This window comes from Bacteroides sp. HMSC067B03, assembly GCF_001811315.1.
Classification (GTDB): Bacteria; Bacteroidota; Bacteroidia; order Bacteroidales; family Bacteroidaceae; genus Bacteroides; species Bacteroides faecis.
On the sequence record NZ_KV804305.1, the window covers coordinates 38,344 to 53,140 of the forward strand.

At 35.8% G+C, this 14,797-nt stretch carries 26 protein-coding genes; 7 read left to right on the forward strand and 19 right to left on the reverse strand.

Annotated elements, in window-relative coordinates; genetic code table 11:
- From HMPREF2794_RS06785 to HMPREF2794_RS06870, 18 genes are all read right to left on the reverse strand, one after another.
- The gene (locus HMPREF2794_RS06785) at positions 1 to 288 is read right to left on the reverse strand and encodes a hypothetical protein (protein WP_070751232.1); all 288 of its coding nucleotides are present in this window, start codon (positions 286 to 288) and stop codon (positions 1 to 3) included.
- 126 nt (positions 289 to 414) lie between these two features.
- The gene (locus tag HMPREF2794_RS06790) at positions 415 to 819 is read right to left on the reverse strand and encodes a VRR-NUC domain-containing protein (RefSeq protein ID WP_070751233.1); all 405 of its coding nucleotides are present in this window, start codon (positions 817 to 819) and stop codon (positions 415 to 417) included.
- A 386-nt stretch (positions 820 to 1,205) separates the two neighbouring features.
- On the reverse strand, positions 1,206 to 1,484 hold the full coding sequence (locus HMPREF2794_RS06795) for a hypothetical protein (RefSeq protein ID WP_070751220.1): 279 nt from the start codon (positions 1,482 to 1,484) through the stop codon (positions 1,206 to 1,208).
- Positions 1,485 to 1,493: 9 nt separating this feature from the next.
- Positions 1,494 to 1,640, reverse strand: coding sequence for a hypothetical protein (locus HMPREF2794_RS28860; RefSeq protein WP_192915344.1), 147 nt, complete (start codon positions 1,638 to 1,640; stop codon positions 1,494 to 1,496).
- A gap of 551 nt (positions 1,641 to 2,191) precedes the next feature.
- Positions 2,192 to 2,512: a hypothetical protein gene (locus HMPREF2794_RS06805; RefSeq protein ID WP_070751222.1), complete on the reverse strand. Its 321-nt coding sequence runs from the start codon at positions 2,510 to 2,512 to the stop codon at positions 2,192 to 2,194.
- A gap of 24 nt (positions 2,513 to 2,536) precedes the next feature.
- Positions 2,537 to 2,767 carry a hypothetical protein gene (locus HMPREF2794_RS06810; RefSeq protein WP_070751223.1) on the reverse strand — a complete coding sequence of 77 codons (231 nt, stop codon included), beginning with the start codon at positions 2,765 to 2,767 and terminating at the stop codon, positions 2,537 to 2,539.
- A 29-nt stretch (positions 2,768 to 2,796) separates the two neighbouring features.
- A complete protein-coding gene (locus HMPREF2794_RS06815) occupies positions 2,797 to 3,045 on the reverse strand; it encodes a hypothetical protein (protein ID WP_070751224.1) in 249 nt (82 codons plus the stop codon).
- Positions 3,046 to 3,056: 11 nt separating this feature from the next.
- A complete protein-coding gene (locus HMPREF2794_RS06820; protein ID WP_070751225.1) occupies positions 3,057 to 4,727 on the reverse strand; it encodes a DEAD/DEAH box helicase in 1,671 nt (556 codons plus the stop codon).
- 46 nt (positions 4,728 to 4,773) lie between these two features.
- Positions 4,774 to 5,376, reverse strand: coding sequence for a hypothetical protein (locus HMPREF2794_RS06825; RefSeq protein ID WP_070751226.1), 603 nt, complete (start codon positions 5,374 to 5,376; stop codon positions 4,774 to 4,776).
- Positions 5,357 to 5,542, reverse strand: a complete 186-nt coding sequence (locus HMPREF2794_RS06830; protein ID WP_055228773.1) for a hypothetical protein — start codon at positions 5,540 to 5,542, stop codon at positions 5,357 to 5,359. Before HMPREF2794_RS06830 ends, HMPREF2794_RS06825 begins: the two co-directional genes overlap by 20 nt.
- On the reverse strand, positions 5,539 to 5,964 hold the full coding sequence (locus HMPREF2794_RS06835) for a hypothetical protein (RefSeq protein ID WP_055268837.1): 426 nt from the start codon (positions 5,962 to 5,964) through the stop codon (positions 5,539 to 5,541). The genes HMPREF2794_RS06830 and HMPREF2794_RS06835 overlap by 4 nt, the downstream gene beginning before the upstream one ends.
- Before the next feature lie 23 nt (positions 5,965 to 5,987).
- A complete protein-coding gene (locus HMPREF2794_RS06840; protein ID WP_070751227.1) occupies positions 5,988 to 6,647 on the reverse strand; it encodes a hypothetical protein in 660 nt (219 codons plus the stop codon).
- Between the two features lie 2 nt (positions 6,648 to 6,649).
- Positions 6,650 to 7,849, reverse strand: a complete 1,200-nt coding sequence (locus HMPREF2794_RS06845) for a hypothetical protein (RefSeq protein ID WP_070751228.1) — start codon at positions 7,847 to 7,849, stop codon at positions 6,650 to 6,652.
- Between the two features lie 30 nt (positions 7,850 to 7,879).
- Positions 7,880 to 8,812, reverse strand: a complete 933-nt coding sequence (locus HMPREF2794_RS06850) for a recombinase RecT (protein ID WP_055268834.1) — start codon at positions 8,810 to 8,812, stop codon at positions 7,880 to 7,882.
- Positions 8,813 to 8,836: 24 nt separating this feature from the next.
- Entirely contained in the window at positions 8,837 to 9,052 is a 216-nt protein-coding gene (locus HMPREF2794_RS06855) for a hypothetical protein (protein WP_055268833.1), read from the reverse strand.
- Complete coding sequence (locus HMPREF2794_RS06860) at positions 9,049 to 9,351, reverse strand: hypothetical protein (protein ID WP_055228767.1); 303 nt, start codon at positions 9,349 to 9,351, stop codon at positions 9,049 to 9,051. Before HMPREF2794_RS06860 ends, HMPREF2794_RS06855 begins: the two co-directional genes overlap by 4 nt.
- A gap of 119 nt (positions 9,352 to 9,470) precedes the next feature.
- Entirely contained in the window at positions 9,471 to 10,019 is a 549-nt protein-coding gene (locus HMPREF2794_RS06865) for a helix-turn-helix domain-containing protein (RefSeq protein ID WP_055228938.1), read from the reverse strand.
- 2 nt (positions 10,020 to 10,021) lie between these two features.
- Positions 10,022 to 10,312, reverse strand: a complete 291-nt coding sequence (locus HMPREF2794_RS06870; RefSeq protein ID WP_011107488.1) for a hypothetical protein — start codon at positions 10,310 to 10,312, stop codon at positions 10,022 to 10,024.
- 116 nt (positions 10,313 to 10,428) lie between these two features.
- Between HMPREF2794_RS06870 and HMPREF2794_RS06875 the strand changes: the two genes are divergently transcribed.
- The gene (locus tag HMPREF2794_RS06875) at positions 10,429 to 10,647 is read left to right on the forward strand and encodes a hypothetical protein (RefSeq protein WP_011107487.1); all 219 of its coding nucleotides are present in this window, start codon (positions 10,429 to 10,431) and stop codon (positions 10,645 to 10,647) included.
- On the opposite strand, the gene HMPREF2794_RS06880 is transcribed toward HMPREF2794_RS06875, so the two are convergent.
- Entirely contained in the window at positions 10,644 to 10,964 is a 321-nt protein-coding gene (locus HMPREF2794_RS06880; protein WP_055268832.1) for a hypothetical protein, read from the reverse strand. The genes HMPREF2794_RS06875 and HMPREF2794_RS06880 overlap by 4 nt on opposite strands.
- Positions 10,965 to 11,077: 113 nt before the next feature.
- On the opposite strand from HMPREF2794_RS06880, the gene HMPREF2794_RS06885 reads away from it, so the two are divergent.
- From HMPREF2794_RS06885 to HMPREF2794_RS28865, 6 genes are all read left to right on the forward strand, one after another.
- Complete coding sequence (locus tag HMPREF2794_RS06885; protein ID WP_055268831.1) at positions 11,078 to 11,491, forward strand: helix-turn-helix domain-containing protein; 414 nt, start codon at positions 11,078 to 11,080, stop codon at positions 11,489 to 11,491.
- A 94-nt stretch (positions 11,492 to 11,585) separates the two neighbouring features.
- Complete coding sequence (locus tag HMPREF2794_RS06890) at positions 11,586 to 12,194, forward strand: hypothetical protein (protein WP_139147238.1); 609 nt, start codon at positions 11,586 to 11,588, stop codon at positions 12,192 to 12,194.
- A gap of 50 nt (positions 12,195 to 12,244) precedes the next feature.
- Positions 12,245 to 12,427, forward strand: coding sequence for a hypothetical protein (locus HMPREF2794_RS06895; protein WP_061473262.1), 183 nt, complete (start codon positions 12,245 to 12,247; stop codon positions 12,425 to 12,427).
- Between the two features lie 20 nt (positions 12,428 to 12,447).
- The gene (locus HMPREF2794_RS06900) at positions 12,448 to 13,548 is read left to right on the forward strand and encodes a DUF4062 domain-containing protein (RefSeq protein WP_061473263.1); all 1,101 of its coding nucleotides are present in this window, start codon (positions 12,448 to 12,450) and stop codon (positions 13,546 to 13,548) included.
- A 468-nt stretch (positions 13,549 to 14,016) separates the two neighbouring features.
- The gene (locus HMPREF2794_RS06910) at positions 14,017 to 14,505 is read left to right on the forward strand and encodes a hypothetical protein (protein ID WP_070751230.1); all 489 of its coding nucleotides are present in this window, start codon (positions 14,017 to 14,019) and stop codon (positions 14,503 to 14,505) included.
- A 38-nt stretch (positions 14,506 to 14,543) separates the two neighbouring features.
- Positions 14,544 to 14,681 (forward strand): hypothetical protein, encoded by a 138-nt coding sequence (locus HMPREF2794_RS28865; RefSeq protein WP_168166588.1) that lies wholly within the window; start codon positions 14,544 to 14,546, stop codon positions 14,679 to 14,681.
- Positions 14,682 to 14,797: the final 116 nt, after the last annotated feature.

Here is a 14,797-nt window from a genome sequence, read left to right on the forward strand (position 1 = left end):
TCAATTATATATTGTCTTCTCCCAATCATCCAATACTGTTACATCCCACTTGGGAAGATCCGGCTTGATATAGGTAACAGATTTGCCATACACGGAGAAACTTTTTCCGAGAAACTCACTAATAGCTTCATCCTCCCCTTTCTGCAAACAAATGTTCATAAAGATATGCATTTCATCCCAACAGGTCGGCCCGATGAACAAAGATTCAATAAACCTTCCCTTTACAGGAGCACCGACAACCTGATCTTTAATTCTGTCAACCAAAGAAACTGCTTCTTCAAATGTCATACTGATAATTTTAGAACAAAGATAATAAAAAAGACAATTACCTCCTTTCATCAGTGCAATATCTGTTTTTAGCAAGGAGTTTCGGTATGATTTCAAAGAAATTCTGTATCACCTACTACATTCCTATTAAAAAAGATATTTCTTTAGTTCTTCAATTGCTTGTGATGCACTTCGGACTACTACATACTTATTGCGGCATAATTCCGCTTGTTTTTGAAATTCTTTTTGATGATCTGATTGTTTCCCAGTCTTAATCTTGAACTCTAAACAGAGCGAAGCAAACCCCTTTTTCGGTATGAGTACGATTACATCGGAAACTCCGGGCTTTACTCCTTGCCGTTTAAGGTTAGCGGCTTCCTTTACATGACGACTACCACCGTTCGGAACGGCAAATATAAGTCTGTCCGGAATATTGGGGAAATATAAAGGGATAAGTTTGAAAAACTCTGTTTGTATACGAGCTTCTTCATTATTATGTACTTCTTTAGAACGTGGAGGATTACGCTGATCAGCATAGCAATTATAACACATAAAACCGGTATCGGTCTTAATAACTGACACCGTTTCCTTTCCACATAAAATGCACTTTTCTTTAGTCATTAATTCAAAATAAGCTAAATTGTATTGGCCTTCTACCTACTACTGTTATCGTTCTCTCATAAATCGGACATTGCGAAGCGTACGGACATCTCCCTGACATTGCAGAGAGATGAGCTCCATGCCATTCATCCCAACTTATTACATTATTAGCGGAAAGGAAAGTAATCAGCTTCATGCAACAGAAACCATGCTCTTTCTCTTGACCTCCCGCAACTTCGAATAATCCATTACTTTGTGGACGTCTCATTTAATTCTATATTTTTTTATTTTTAGAGCTGATATATCTACTCCCATAATTTTCTCCTTTCTACTTATTATTAGTTATTCTTTGAAATCCAGTTATCAGTATCACAGTGAAAGCAATATCCACTTTTAGGATGTTCTGCACCGTCTTTAGCTCCACAAGTTCCACAATAATACTCCTTATCATATTCCGGGGAAAGACCTTTATTTTGTTCTTTAATGACGGCTTTTCTTTCTTCAAGCATCATCATTTTATCGGGATTACGACTCAAATAAAACTTTCTGACTTTATGTATTTGCTTTTCAAATAGTTCGTCAGATTCAGCTATTTGCTTTGCTGTATATTTGCTCATATTTACTTTTTATACGTTAATACCTTGTTGTCCATAATACTGGACTATTTTCTCTTTTTGCTCTTCGATTTTTAGATCGAGTTTAGCAACACGATTAACAAGCCTTTCTCGCCTAGCTTCAAGCTCTTCCAACTTTGCAGCCTGTTTCTTTATCATTCGCATACTTTAGCTTCTTTCTGATTTAATTTGAGGGATGCCCTAAACATCATTCTTATAAAAGTGAGATTTTTTAAAATATTTTTTTTAAAAGTGCCAATAGCTATTGACAAAAATCCAGATAAACATATGTTTTATAAAAAAGTATGAACAAATTTTATAGCATTCTCCTTAAGAGAATAAAAAAAATTAGTGGCTGGATGAGACAAATGCTAATCGCCAAGATACAACAAGCGATATTTTCAACTATTATATGGACATTAATATATATAAGCATTTCTGTATATAATCAAATTGCAAGCAAGCCCATACCAACAATTAGTTTAATCGAATTATTGATAAAAATAATCGAATAAGTATAACTATTACATACTAGAACACTCCAATTGAAGATATGGAATAACTTTAGTTGGAGAACTTACCCGAGTCAGAAACGACTCGGGATTTTTTGATTTATAATACTCTCCAAAAATAATGTCTCTCCCACTATATACACATTTATTGTTCTTATTTTTTAAGTTGCTATTCTTTAAAATCTTAATTGTTATACGTTAAATATAATATCCACTACAATCAGGATGATTACTTTCTAAAACAGCTTTCATTGCATCCTCAATATTATCAAAATAACCTAATGAAACAGCATCCGAGCCTGTTTCCTCATCGTATGGAGTGGGATAGCCTGCTTCGATTTTCCCTTTATTTTCACCGACTATCACTTCTTGAACCCATCCATAGATTCTTGTTTCCCATTTATCAAACATCATGCTTTTACCCATTATATACTCTACTTTTATCAAGTTATAGTCATTAGGATAATTGACGTTCTGTTCCCAATAAGATTCTGAATTATCAACTGTTATTTTATTCATTTCTGATTTGTTTTGAATACAATTTTATTTTCGCTCACTCATTTTGAATATGATTGAATGCGGTGGTAGGAAATTATCATGCCATTCCTGATAAAAAGCGCAGCTCTTATCATCTCCCTTGGAATAGGCAGCAATAATACGTTGCTGCTCCTTTTTAAGTTCTTCTTCTGTCTCGCAATCAAAAACAATAGGTCTAATGTCTGGAGCAGTATTTTTACCCCATTTAATAGTATATGTTCCTTCAAATGTTTTCATATTTAGTTCCTTTCTTGATTTGTTATTAGTTAATCTTCATATTCATCATCTAAATCAAACCAATCATCATCACAATTACAATCACACTTTAAATAGGCTCCACATTTATCGCAGTAAAGTATTAATGCAAAGAACCATCCTATCGCCCAATACCAAAAACCTATTTCTATTGCAAACCTTTTCCAATTAGCTGCATATTCACCTCGACTAATTCTGATATACGGAAAAAAGTGAATAACATTTGGAATCCACCCTGCTTTAAATTGTATTTTCTTCATATCTTTATTTGTTAATCTTCTTCGTCGTAATCTGTATCAAAAATACGCGCAACCATGTCGACAATATTTTCCTCAATATCTTCCGTAGATCCTGTTACAGCATTGGCTATGTTTTTCTTCTCCTGAATGATCCGATAAACTTTTTCATCTATTGTCCGCCGGCCTAGGAAATAGTAACAGGTAACAGAGTCTTTTTGTCCGATGCGGTGTGCTCGGTCCTCACATTGACAACAGTCAGCGTATGTCCAAGGAAACTCAACAAAGGCAACATTACTAGATGCAGTAAGCGTTAAACCAACTCCGGCCGCCTTTATTGAACAAATGATAATATCCGCTTTAGGATTGTTCTGAAAGGCGTCAACCGCTCTTTGTTTCTCATCCTGTGAATCTCTACCGGTAACCGATACAGCGGTGGGAAAGTAACGTTTCAACTGGTCTACAACTTCATGAAGTGAACAAAAGAGAATAATCTTCTTCCCATTCTCCCTGAAGTCTTTCACAAATTCAATAACATCACGTACTTTGCCACGAGCAGAAATTTGCCGGAGAATATTGATACGTACCATCACTTCGCCACGTAGAGCCTTTTCTATCTTATCATCGTCAGCATCCTTGTATTTCTGTAGATACATAATAAGGTCGCGTTCTGCATCCATATACTCTTTGCGATTTGTAATTTCGCAAGTATTAACCTGACGTATCTTATCCGGAAGGTCTGTAAGAACAAGAGACTTTTCACGACGAAACATACAATACTGCCAAAGATTGAAATTCAGTTCTTTCAAATTAGAAGCCTCTCTTTGTCCGGAGCAGTATCGGTTAACAAATGGTTTATAGCCACCAAAATCCTCCATACGGTTTAGAATCGCCAGCTGTGGAATCAAATCTTTAGGCCGATTTACTACCGGTGTTCCAGTAAGCTCTATCACCCATTCTTTGCCGGTGCATATCCCTTTACAGAATTTAGCCTGCTGGGTAGATGCAGATTTGCAACGGTGACTTTCATCAATGATAACTGACTTGAATAAATTGATTGAGTTTCTAAATTCTACATCTCTCAACGTCCAGCCTTCGGCTTTCTTTATGCGTTGTACGAAGTATTTCTTTAATGATTCATAGTTAACAATAAACACCTGATGCATTCCTGTCTGGAAGAAGAAAGTCCACGTATCACGTACCTTGTCGGTTAGGATCATCGCTTTCTTATCTGTAAATTTCTCCCATTCACGCAGCCAGTTTATTTTGAGTGAAGACGGGCAAATGACAAGACAAGGAAAAGCATCAGCAAGGTTTATTGTTGCTATACTCTGCAATGTCTTACCCAGTCCCGGTTCATCGCAATTCATAAACCGTTTTAGCTCCAATCCTCGTGCAATGCCTTTAAGTTGATAAGGATAAGGCTGAATCTTTAAATTGTGCGGAACGGTTAGATCCGGTAGTTCCGGAATATCATAAGCGATATCTTCCTCCTTTTTTTCTGTACCGTTTACCCAATTTATATTCTCAAACTGCTGTATTTGATAAATCACCCTTTCAAGCTCTACCCTACTCCTTGTCGGGACAATCCAAACTTTTTTAGTGCCATCAAAACGTCTACCGGGAATCTGTCTAACCCGATCTATTATTGAAGTCTTATATTTGAATGATAATTCGAAATTATCTCCTTTTAATTCAATATTCATGATTCAGAGTATTTAGTAGGGGGAGTTATCCCCCTGTAATGATTGATTATGCGGTTGCGTCAAGAGGTACAGGAGTTTCTAATCGCTTCTTACGTCCCCTCCCTTTCGGTTTTTCTTCTTCCATTACGACAGCCTCTTCCGGTTCATCCGTTTCGAAATCAAGCCGCTCTTGTCTAACTCCCCATTTCTCTTCAAACAGATAACTTTCAACTTCCGCATCACAAGCTGCAGCATCAATACTCAATTCTTCATAGTAAGGGTAGTCTGCATCAAGGAGAGGAACGAAGATTTTCAGGTCAACAACTTTGCCGGACTGGAGAAGTTTAGCTCCCATGATGGTAATTCCAGAAACACCATCGACGCTGTCATTTGCATAGCCCGTAATGATATAGTTTTCCAGAGTCTCTGCATAGCCCGGAGAAGTAAAGCTATCTTTGTTGATATTAGATGCCTCTGGCTGCTCACACAATACAACGAGATGTAATTTAAGCCGGCTAAACGCTTCTCTTAAATCACTGTGGATGATCTGATCGCAGCTCTTGTTAATTACATTCGTGTAGTTCGCTTCCGAGAAACGCTCATTGTACACTACATTCAAGCGGTCTTTTTTAATAACCGCCTTCTTGATCTCATTTTTTACTTGTTCCATAATCTTCTTTAGTTGATAAAGTGATAATACTAAATGCTGATACAACTCCCATGACGGCAGCCGTAGTTATTTCTCTAGTCGTTGCATCTTCTCTTTGAGAAAAAGATAATGCCGTAAACAGACCGATAACGGCTAGCCCGATTGTGATTCTTTTTAAGTTTTTCATGATGATTGCTTTTTATTGTTATTATACATTCCGGACATTTTCATTTCTTCTTTTGCTTTACTTATCACAGTTACACACCACGATAGTTGATGCGTTGCCGTCCGATTGCAGCGTTCGCACCAGTCTACCAAATATCGTTCTTCCCTACATAGAGAGTTAACTAGAGCATTTATGGCCGTCGCTGTTGCTTTCGCATTCTTAGCTGTATCGACAAGCGTCTGCATGACCTCGGATTTCATCGCCTCATTGAGCCAGTATTTTGAGTCTGCAAGTAATTTGCCGGAACGGGCAACATATACAGCCAAGTCATTGCCACGTTGTACAGCTTCTGTCGCGTCTTCACTCATGGTTATATTGAGAAATGAATCTATATTGGTTAATTCATCCAATATTTGATATTTAGGTGTGATAAGTAAGTTCATATTGTTTTTATGATAAAATATAATCAGACCATCAATTGCCACCATTTGAAAGCCAGGTCTTCGTACTTTTCTTTTCCCTTGATATACGTAGGGTGGTTACGGTCGGTGATAAAATGCTTGAATATCTTGCAGTTCTTTTTCGAGATTGCATAAATGAAATCCTGTTCGCTTCCTGCAATATCCATATACCAGGCACGGGATCGGTCCCAGTCAAAGAAATCTATCGCTTCATCGAATTGTGCCTGAGACTCTGCAAAGGTCGTTTTCAGATCGCCACCAAAACCGTAAGCAGATAACCACCAATCCCATTTACAGCGAGTATCGAGGTGATAGGCAAAGTTTCCATAATGGAACTCCTGCTGCTTATTAACCATAAACCTTTGTGTGTCTGACTGTGCCAATACAACAGCAAGAAACTGGTCTTTCTCCGCTTCCTTCCGGAGAGCCTTACGCATCTCAAGTCCTAATTCAAATTCTTCTGTCGTGTACACATAATCATCTACCATCAGCTTGTCATACCGAACACGGTCATTCTCTGTGATAAGAGCGTCTACAAGAGTACCGAATTTGAATGCCTTTTCTTTATCCCCGTATTGAGCACGGGGATAAAGATAGTTTTTGAGTTCTGTAAGGTCTGAATTACTGACCTCGGGACGAGAGTAATATGAATCAGGATTTGGCATGGCTATTTGGCTTTTACATCTGCTTCATAGCGGATGAATTGTGATTCAATATGCTTTTGATCTTTGCTGTTTGCTTGTTTCTCACAATAGGTAATCATCTTCTTAAAGATTTTCTCTAGTTCTTCAACTGGCAGACTTTGGCCTTCATTTAGCCACCACATCTGAAATATCTCCAAATATCCTTGTTGGTTAACTACGACTATCTTTTCTTTTACTTTAGCGTTTGTCGGTGGAGGCGCAACAGATGCTGCAGCGCCAGCAAAAAGACTACCGATAGAACTTTGTTGCGCCTTTAGTGCAGCCTCTTGTTTTGCAGCTTCTTCCTCTCTCTTTATCTCTTCCATTCTTTTAGCAGTTGCTTCAATTTCACGCTGTTTGCGTAATTCTTCCGCTTTGGCGGCTGCCTCTGCATTAGCAAGACGAAGCAGCTCCAACTCTGCTAGTTCTTTACGTTTAGACGGAATACGGTCGGTAAGATCTTGCTTAACGTTTAATAACTTAGCCTTATACTGTTGAGCATATTGTTCATATTTACCTTCTAAGATATTTCGGCGAATCTCCTTTTTTGTTTCTTGACTGATATAGTAAGTCGCTGAATCCGCACTAAACTTATCAAAATGAGATTTGGGATAATCGGTCTGAAAGACTGTGATTCCTATAACTTCGCGATCGAAGTTCTCATGTGTCAAATTAGAGAAGATGCCCTGCAATTCAGAAACTTTACTTGAAAGATACTGGTTGAAATAAGAAAGAAGGCTATTCTCTATTGTCTGTTGATAATTTGCTTTCTCTGTCTCAATCCTAGCTCTTTGCTCTGCTTCTTTCTTTCTCTTCTGCTCTTCTTCATATTTGAACTTAGCATACTCATTGCGCTTTGCTACAAGCTTTCCGGGAATTGTAGTAGAATCTTTAGGATCAATCTCTTTTTCCTGTGAAGTGAAGAAAGAACGCACTCTATCAAAAATCTGTGTGATAGGTTTACGACGTTCATCCATGTTTTTGATAGTTACACTAACTTTTTTCAAGTAGTCAGCTGCAGCTTGGTCTATTGCTTCATTCATACCTTCTCCTTCGATTGTATCAAGGAGAGTTTGACCAGCTTCATTGCATTTCTTGACAGAGCTAGTATTCCTTCCGATGATGTCCGGAAAGGATGAAAGGATGTTTTTTACCTCATCTATTTTGATTAATTCTGTTGCCATAATTGTTTTCTTAAATTGGTTAGTAAATACTTAGAAGCCTCCGTTTGCATCATCTTCAGACACTGTTACTTGTACAGGTTCCGGAGCATCTAATTGCTTTTCTTCTCCGAAAGGAGCATTAATGTCATCTACCGTTTGAACAGGTTCATTAATTTTTTCTTCATCTACTAACCCGTAATCAATAACAGGTTCTTCCTGTTGTGTCTCCATAGATGTATAATTGCCTGTTCGTACTTTGGGGTATGCATCGAAAGCGTGTTTAATCATTTTGTTTTCAAGGAATCCTGTATCAATATGTCCACCGTTGGAGGTATACAGAGAGTTTGCCGTTCCTTTGTTTTGCTTGGCTGAAAAAGTAGATAAACGTTTCCAATCTGATTCCATCATCCAAGAGTAATCAACTGACCCGTCATTACGTACAATACGTATAAACACGGCAACCGGCTTGTTTGACTTTCTAGGGAAAGCTCCTTCGTACTCTATAGATTTAGCACCATTTACTCCGATAATAGGGCGGAATTTGTCACCTTCAAATACTACTACTGGATTATCTACATAGCGAACTTGTCCGGCACGCTGGCGCATATATACTTCACCATAAGCTGAAACCGTGAGCCCGGCACGTTTTTCCCACATATCACCATTAGCAGTTTTCACTTTAGCACTACGAGGAATTAAATAGCACTGCGGTCTGCCTGATTGGTCAAGAGAAAGACCATTCACTGCCATATCAAGGAAACAACCAAAGAGGGACAGTTTTGTACATTCCTGTAAAGCTGGCGTTTCAGTCAATAATTTATTGAAATGAAACTTCTCGCGATTATAAATCTGTTCACCCATATCTGTACCCCAAATAGCGTTATACATACCGATGAACTTCTGTTCCACTTTCTCGTTTTCGACAATTTTCGTTGCTGGAAGTGCGTTTAGCTCCTCCACTCTAATTTGAATACTATTACTCATAATTATCTAAATATTAGTTATTTATTAATCTCCTTGGTATACTCCACGGCTATACTCTTCCATTAGGAGTATGTCTTCCGCAGTAGGTTGTTTGGTTATATCCATCTTACAAGGTGCCACCTCTGTAGAAGTTGGTTCAGAGCTACATTTCCTTTTCTGTTCTTCTCTTGCATCAAGCTGCTTACCAATGCTTTCCTGTAGAGCCTTTAGCATCTCTGATGACTTCGGTATGTAGGTCATACGGCTAGTTGCATTAGTTGTTTGATAATGTTGTCCGGTACTTTATTATGCAGGTCCATCATTGCGCTGGCTGTTTCCAGTTCTGAACGCTTCACATAATATTTCCCTCGTTCCTTATTATTTGCCGGATAAAACTTGATCCAGGCTTTTTCGCGCCATTCTGTAATCAGGCGTTTTCCGTATATATCTTCCGCTTGGGATATTGTTACTACTTCGGGGAGTAGGCCCAGCATCGTTAGCGTTTGAACAGTCCCAATTTTAATACATCGGGCTACCATCATTTCGAAGCAATTTTCCATAATCTCTTAATAGGCTGTTTCTTTGTTTAACTTTTGAATGGTGTTGAGCTGATTTACTGAAACACATCTGCATCTCTATGCTATGCTGCCTGATTAATATTGATTTTAGAGTTTACTTGTTATTGAAATAGATTGTTTTTCCTAGCATACTGAAAGAACTCTGCCAAGGAATGGACATCTATACGCCTAAAGGCATTCCGTTTATGTGTACGTACAGTTTCCAATGAAATGCAATACTTATCTGCTATTGCATTTTCTTCCATCCCTTCATAAAATGATCGCATAACGCTTAACTCACGTTCCGACAGTGTACTATTAAATTTTGGTTTACAGATTATTCCTTCATATTTGCATTCACCCTTTAACGGACATTTGACCTCCTCAAAGTGAAAGTTTCCCATCTGATCAATATCCATTGTTGAATCGAACTCACCAAAATTACATTTAAGAAAACGACGTACTATTGAAAATTCAAACCAAGGGATATTATATCGTCGGTCTGTATATTCCAATGATGCTTTCTCCAGTGCTTCTGGCCAAAATATTCCCATTCGAGTTATGATTTCGGAAATAAACTCCCGATTTGACTGTTCCAATTGACGCGTACCACATTCATCGGTAATCATAACTTCACCTTTAGGAGTGAAATAAAATTCCATTCCAGTCATAATCATTCCTCCTTTCTTTCAGGAAATAAGGTTGCGACATCTGATTGTAAGATCTCAGCCACAATCTTTTTTTCAACCATACTGTTAGGTTGGGTATATCCATACATCCAGCAACGAACTGTATGACGATTACGTTGTGTCGCTTCTACAATAGCTGTAATAACATCTTCTTTAGGAGCTGATATGATAACTGGACGACGTTCTGCCTTTGGTAAGGCTGCAAAATACTCTGCTAGGGGTAATTTTTTGAGATTTGGGACAATATTATTGTCTGAACCATTTTTTTTGCTCATATTTGTAATGTTTTAAAGATTACGTTTTAAAATGTTTAATCGAAAGACACGGAGCTCTGAATCAAGTTTCTCAGGCCGGATGCAGGGCTTCCGTTTCTTTACTAAATGAAACTGTTATGAAAAATTTTATCAAGGTGATTGATGCCTATGATATTGAAAAGGTTATCAACATTGATTTTATCCAATCTTTATATAAAGATGAAGATTACACTATTATCCGATTCAGCAAAGATGATTGTATTTACGTCAAAGACTCTTATGAAGAATTAAGTCGTAAGCTTCTTAAATTACCATCTGAAACAAAACCGTCTACACGTAAGACAGGACGAGGTTAAGAATCATCCTTTTTCTTGTACTTCTCCGGAAAGATGGCTTCTTTCTCTTCATCTGATAAGTAAGTAATATACTCTTTGATGAATAGATAGATCCTCTCGGCTGAAGCTGCTACTGCGTTAGATGAAGCGTAATAGGTTTCAGTATAGTGATCGTAAGAATCAAAGGTTTTACTAATAGTTGCTTGTTGTACACACCATTTACGTAGTTTAGTATCCTGGTGATTGTGAATTAGACGAATAATAGGTTTCCGAAATGTAATTCCTAATATTATAAGGAGGAATACAAGGATGATAGAGGTCAATAAAAGTGTTGTCATAACTTTAATGTTTTAATGATTACGCTGCAAATATAAAGCATAATACTTATTTTATCAAATAAAACACTGATTATTTTCAGCCATTTGTTTTATAAATTTATAATATCTTGATTATGACAGGTTTAGAAATAAAAGAAAAATTAAAAAGATGTGGCTTTACCCAAAGTGAAATTGCTGTGAAATTAGGTGTAAGTCCTCAGACTTTTAATGCATATCTCAAGGTTGATGATATAAAAACAGGTTTACTTGAAAACATTGCAACTGCCATAGGACAAGATATATCGTTCTTTTATCCTAATATTTGCAATAAAAACAACTCTGCTTCAGTTAATGGAAACGGCAACTCCGTCGTTTCAGGAGAACATAATAAACTTGAAGTATCTAAATGCCAAGATGAATTAGAAGCAGCAATGCGTGAAATTCAATATCTAAAGAACATTATTAATGAGAAGGACAAACGTCTTGAAGGCAAGGATAAACTTCTCGAGGAAAAGGAACGATTGATTAATGTATTAATGAATAAGTAATATATAGTTCCTTATAATATATGAAAAGGATACTATAGAATGACAAGAACGCCTCAATAAACTAAAACAAAACAACTTATAAAATATTAGTATCATGAAAAAGATTTTATTTTTAACGATGACTGCATTATTAACAAGTTGCACATCAAATCAACAGCAAACAGTAAAACTATCAAACGAAATAGATTCTTTGAAAGCAGAGTTATCTACATATAAAGAAAAATATGGAGAACTGAAGACAATAGATGAAAAAAATAACATATTTGGAATTTGGGAATTATCTCATTATGTTGACGATTTTGGAGAGAAAACACAGGAAGGGTATATACGTACCTTTTGTACAGGTACATTTAGCAACTCAGCAACCACAAATTCAGAATTAGGCGTTCAATTTATTATCGACAAATCAGGTATGAGAATACAACTATATGAATACAATCGAAATCACCCAATTAAAGGTGAAGGATTTTTTAAATTTAAAGCCAAGAGGTTTGATGGCGAAACTTTAGAATTCAAAACCTATAACGCAGAAAACGGGAGCAACTTTGTAGAAGAAGAGTATTTTGAAGCGCTAATGACTTTTTTACAAAAAGAAGGAGAAGCTAAATTTATTGCAGAATCTTCAAGTTCGAGTACGTTAAGCAATTATAAATTCTCACTGACAGATACTTCATATCTAAAAGAAGCACTATCAAAAATATAAGCTGAGTTCAGGAGTCTAGTTAGTTGATTGTGTAACTAAAAAAATAATATATGGGAAAAGAAATATTAAAAAAAGGTGATCGTGTTCAAGTTGAGCGAATATATCCTAATGCGGAACCACATAAAGGAACCTTTGAGGAAATGGATGAAAATGGTGGATACGTGATTAAACGAGATGACCTACAGGAAAAAAGGACATATAATCCTAAGCGAGTGAAGAAAGAAGATAAATAAAAACTCAAAACACAAATATTATGGCAAAACCTAGAGTCTTTTTAAGTTCAACATACTATGACCTAAAGCATGTAAGAGAGCGAATAGAACGTTTTCTAGCCAACTTTGGAATGGAACCTGTTCTATTTGAAAATGATAATGTTACTTTCGAATTCAATAAACCATTAGACCTGTCATGTTATAACGAAGTCAAGACTTGCCAAATGATGGTGCTTATTGTTGGTGGGCGGTATGGAAGTGCTGCATCAGGAGAGCAAGTCTCTCAAGACAAAAAAGAGCTTTATGAACAATATGTTTCAATAACGAGAAAGGAGCATGAGACTGCTACTATGGCCGGAATACCCTCCTTCGTGTTTATTGATAAGAATGTTTATGCAGAATATCAGACATATAAGAAGAATAAGAAGATATTTGAGGATAAAATAGTATTTAATTTTGCCCATGTTGACGACATTAATATTTTCAAATTCATAAGTATCTTAGAACCCACTACTGCAATTAAGACATTTGATCATGTTGAAGAGATTGAGAATTATATGGAGAATCAAATATCAGGTATGCTGTTTTTATATCTTCAACAGTTACAGAGAAAAAGAAAAGATGATGAAATGCTTGATGCCATTTCGTCATTAGAAAATGTGTCTCAACGAATGAATGAAATGCTATCTGCCATAGGCAGAAATATTCTTCAAGATTCAGGTGATTACACAAAAGTTATTTATAATCAGAACATAATAATCTTCAAATTCTTTAAAGATTATTTTTATGATAATATTTCTTTTGTAAAGCAAGAATCTTTAAGAAATGAAGATTGCGAGAATATTGTCAAGAAATTTACTTCTGTTTTATTTGATGATTATTATATTAGTAAATTGACCCACATAGATAAATACTCTGAACCGTATTGGGATTTAATGAATGAGCTACATGATATAATCGCAAAGAAAAATGACAATGAAAGATTGATTAATATGATTAATATGATCGAGATGCAAAATATAATTTCCAAATATTTAGATAATATTTATCCTATTATTAAAGATAACCAATCCATGAATGAAGAGTTTAATAAAATTATTTTAGACGGAAGTTTAGAAGCTATAACTGGATTACCTTTTTAATATGCCACCAATAGTTTATCTTGCAGCTTATGGCATTTCGCAGAAATATGGTGATTTATTTTATAAAAGATTACCTAGTGGAAACTACGTTATATATTGGCAATCTAGCAATGACATAGATATTTTTCTATGTAGATGGCTTCCAAGTTCTCATGAAGATTTAGATAATTCATGTATTATTGATAAAATATTATCTTTCGATGACACGAATGCGGATAAGGTGACTAAGTTTAAGCAAATGCTTAAAAATGAGAGATGAATATAGGTAAAAAATACAAAAAACTTAATAGCAATATAATTGATATGGTGGCGATAATTCTTTTCTTCAATAGACTACTTGCAGTCTCATACAATTCGTTCAATATATATACTATAGCGTAAGCAATGCCTGCAAACAATAGAACAATAATCAGGACGATAAGAGATGCCAAATAAATATTTTCCATGTTTTCTATTAAAATATAGACAATGAATAATGTTTCTACAAAAGATTGGATTGAATGGCTCATTATGGGATTTAGTTTTTTGTTTAGTTTATATGTATATGTCAATCATACAAGAAGGCTAAACAGGCAGCAAAAAACAATCAATGATCAACAATCCCAAATTAATGATTATATCATCAAAGAAAATGAAGAGCAAGAAAGAAATAAAAAGAAAGCTTGCATCATTTGCGAAATTTTAGACCCTATAGAGAAAGGAAAAGCTCGGCGATTGAGGATGAAAAATATGGGATTGTCTGATGCTAGGAATATAAATATAGAAATAATTGATAATGAAGAAGTTTTTTTCTTTGTTGAAGATGATTTCTTTCCTTATGCGAAACTATTGCCTACACAACATGTAGATATTTCATATCGGAACGATTCTTATAAAGAGCAATATAATGTACGGTTTACATGGAGTGATGATTTTTGCGAAGAGAATTCATCTGTTCAAGTTATAGTTTTCCCATAAGTACATATTTGAAAGTAGTAATGTAAGAGATATAAGGTATGGAAGAAAAAGACAAAATAATAACTTTGCTCCGGCAACAACTTCGAAAAGTACTACAGGAAAAAAGTGCTCAAAAGCAAGAAATTGCTTTATTAAATTATGAGTTAGAAAAGGCTAAAATAAAGCCCTCAAAATAGCGTTCTTTGAACTATCTTTGAATAGGTTAGCTCACATCATTATAATTAATTGATTTGTAGCTGAATATCCTTCTAAAACAATCTGCTTTGGGAGCAGGGGGTCGTGGGTTCGAATC

What these genes read in the sequence shown, in the direction of transcription:
- HMPREF2794_RS06785 (WP_070751232.1), bottom strand. Translation starts at nt 288, where the DNA reads ATGACATTTGAAGAAGCAGTTTCTTTGGTTGACAGAATTAAAGATCAG.
- HMPREF2794_RS06790 (WP_070751233.1), bottom strand. Translation starts at nt 819, where the DNA reads ATGTGTTATAATTGCTATGCTGATCAGCGTAATCCTCCACGTTCTAAA.
- HMPREF2794_RS06795 (WP_070751220.1), bottom strand. Translation starts at nt 1,484, where the DNA reads ATGAGCAAATATACAGCAAAGCAAATAGCTGAATCTGACGAACTATTT.
- HMPREF2794_RS28860 (WP_192915344.1), bottom strand. Translation starts at nt 1,640, where the DNA reads ATGATAAAGAAACAGGCTGCAAAGTTGGAAGAGCTTGAAGCTAGGCGA.
- HMPREF2794_RS06805 (WP_070751222.1), bottom strand. Translation starts at nt 2,512, where the DNA reads ATGAATAAAATAACAGTTGATAATTCAGAATCTTATTGGGAACAGAAC.
- HMPREF2794_RS06810 (WP_070751223.1), bottom strand. Translation starts at nt 2,767, where the DNA reads ATGAAAACATTTGAAGGAACATATACTATTAAATGGGGTAAAAATACT.
- HMPREF2794_RS06815 (WP_070751224.1), bottom strand. Translation starts at nt 3,045, where the DNA reads ATGAAGAAAATACAATTTAAAGCAGGGTGGATTCCAAATGTTATTCAC.
- HMPREF2794_RS06820 (WP_070751225.1), bottom strand. Translation starts at nt 4,727, where the DNA reads ATGAATATTGAATTAAAAGGAGATAATTTCGAATTATCATTCAAATAT.
- HMPREF2794_RS06825 (WP_070751226.1), bottom strand. Translation starts at nt 5,376, where the DNA reads ATGGAACAAGTAAAAAATGAGATCAAGAAGGCGGTTATTAAAAAAGAC.
- HMPREF2794_RS06830 (WP_055228773.1), bottom strand. Translation starts at nt 5,542, where the DNA reads ATGAAAAACTTAAAAAGAATCACAATCGGGCTAGCCGTTATCGGTCTG.
- HMPREF2794_RS06835 (WP_055268837.1), bottom strand. Translation starts at nt 5,964, where the DNA reads ATGAACTTACTTATCACACCTAAATATCAAATATTGGATGAATTAACC.
- HMPREF2794_RS06840 (WP_070751227.1), bottom strand. Translation starts at nt 6,647, where the DNA reads ATGCCAAATCCTGATTCATATTACTCTCGTCCCGAGGTCAGTAATTCA.
- HMPREF2794_RS06845 (WP_070751228.1), bottom strand. Translation starts at nt 7,849, where the DNA reads ATGGCAACAGAATTAATCAAAATAGATGAGGTAAAAAACATCCTTTCA.
- HMPREF2794_RS06850 (WP_055268834.1), bottom strand. Translation starts at nt 8,812, where the DNA reads ATGAGTAATAGTATTCAAATTAGAGTGGAGGAGCTAAACGCACTTCCA.
- HMPREF2794_RS06855 (WP_055268833.1), bottom strand. Translation starts at nt 9,052, where the DNA reads ATGACCTACATACCGAAGTCATCAGAGATGCTAAAGGCTCTACAGGAA.
- HMPREF2794_RS06860 (WP_055228767.1), bottom strand. Translation starts at nt 9,351, where the DNA reads ATGGAAAATTGCTTCGAAATGATGGTAGCCCGATGTATTAAAATTGGG.
- HMPREF2794_RS06865 (WP_055228938.1), bottom strand. Translation starts at nt 10,019, where the DNA reads ATGACTGGAATGGAATTTTATTTCACTCCTAAAGGTGAAGTTATGATT.
- HMPREF2794_RS06870 (WP_011107488.1), bottom strand. Translation starts at nt 10,312, where the DNA reads ATGAGCAAAAAAAATGGTTCAGACAATAATATTGTCCCAAATCTCAAA.
- HMPREF2794_RS06875 (WP_011107487.1), top strand. Translation starts at nt 10,429, where the DNA reads ATGAAAAATTTTATCAAGGTGATTGATGCCTATGATATTGAAAAGGTT.
- HMPREF2794_RS06880 (WP_055268832.1), bottom strand. Translation starts at nt 10,964, where the DNA reads ATGACAACACTTTTATTGACCTCTATCATCCTTGTATTCCTCCTTATA.
- HMPREF2794_RS06885 (WP_055268831.1), top strand. Translation starts at nt 11,078, where the DNA reads ATGACAGGTTTAGAAATAAAAGAAAAATTAAAAAGATGTGGCTTTACC.
- HMPREF2794_RS06890 (WP_139147238.1), top strand. Translation starts at nt 11,586, where the DNA reads ATGAAAAAGATTTTATTTTTAACGATGACTGCATTATTAACAAGTTGC.
- HMPREF2794_RS06895 (WP_061473262.1), top strand. Translation starts at nt 12,245, where the DNA reads ATGGGAAAAGAAATATTAAAAAAAGGTGATCGTGTTCAAGTTGAGCGA.
- HMPREF2794_RS06900 (WP_061473263.1), top strand. Translation starts at nt 12,448, where the DNA reads ATGGCAAAACCTAGAGTCTTTTTAAGTTCAACATACTATGACCTAAAG.
- HMPREF2794_RS06910 (WP_070751230.1), top strand. Translation starts at nt 14,017, where the DNA reads ATGAATAATGTTTCTACAAAAGATTGGATTGAATGGCTCATTATGGGA.
- HMPREF2794_RS28865 (WP_168166588.1), top strand. Translation starts at nt 14,544, where the DNA reads ATGGAAGAAAAAGACAAAATAATAACTTTGCTCCGGCAACAACTTCGA.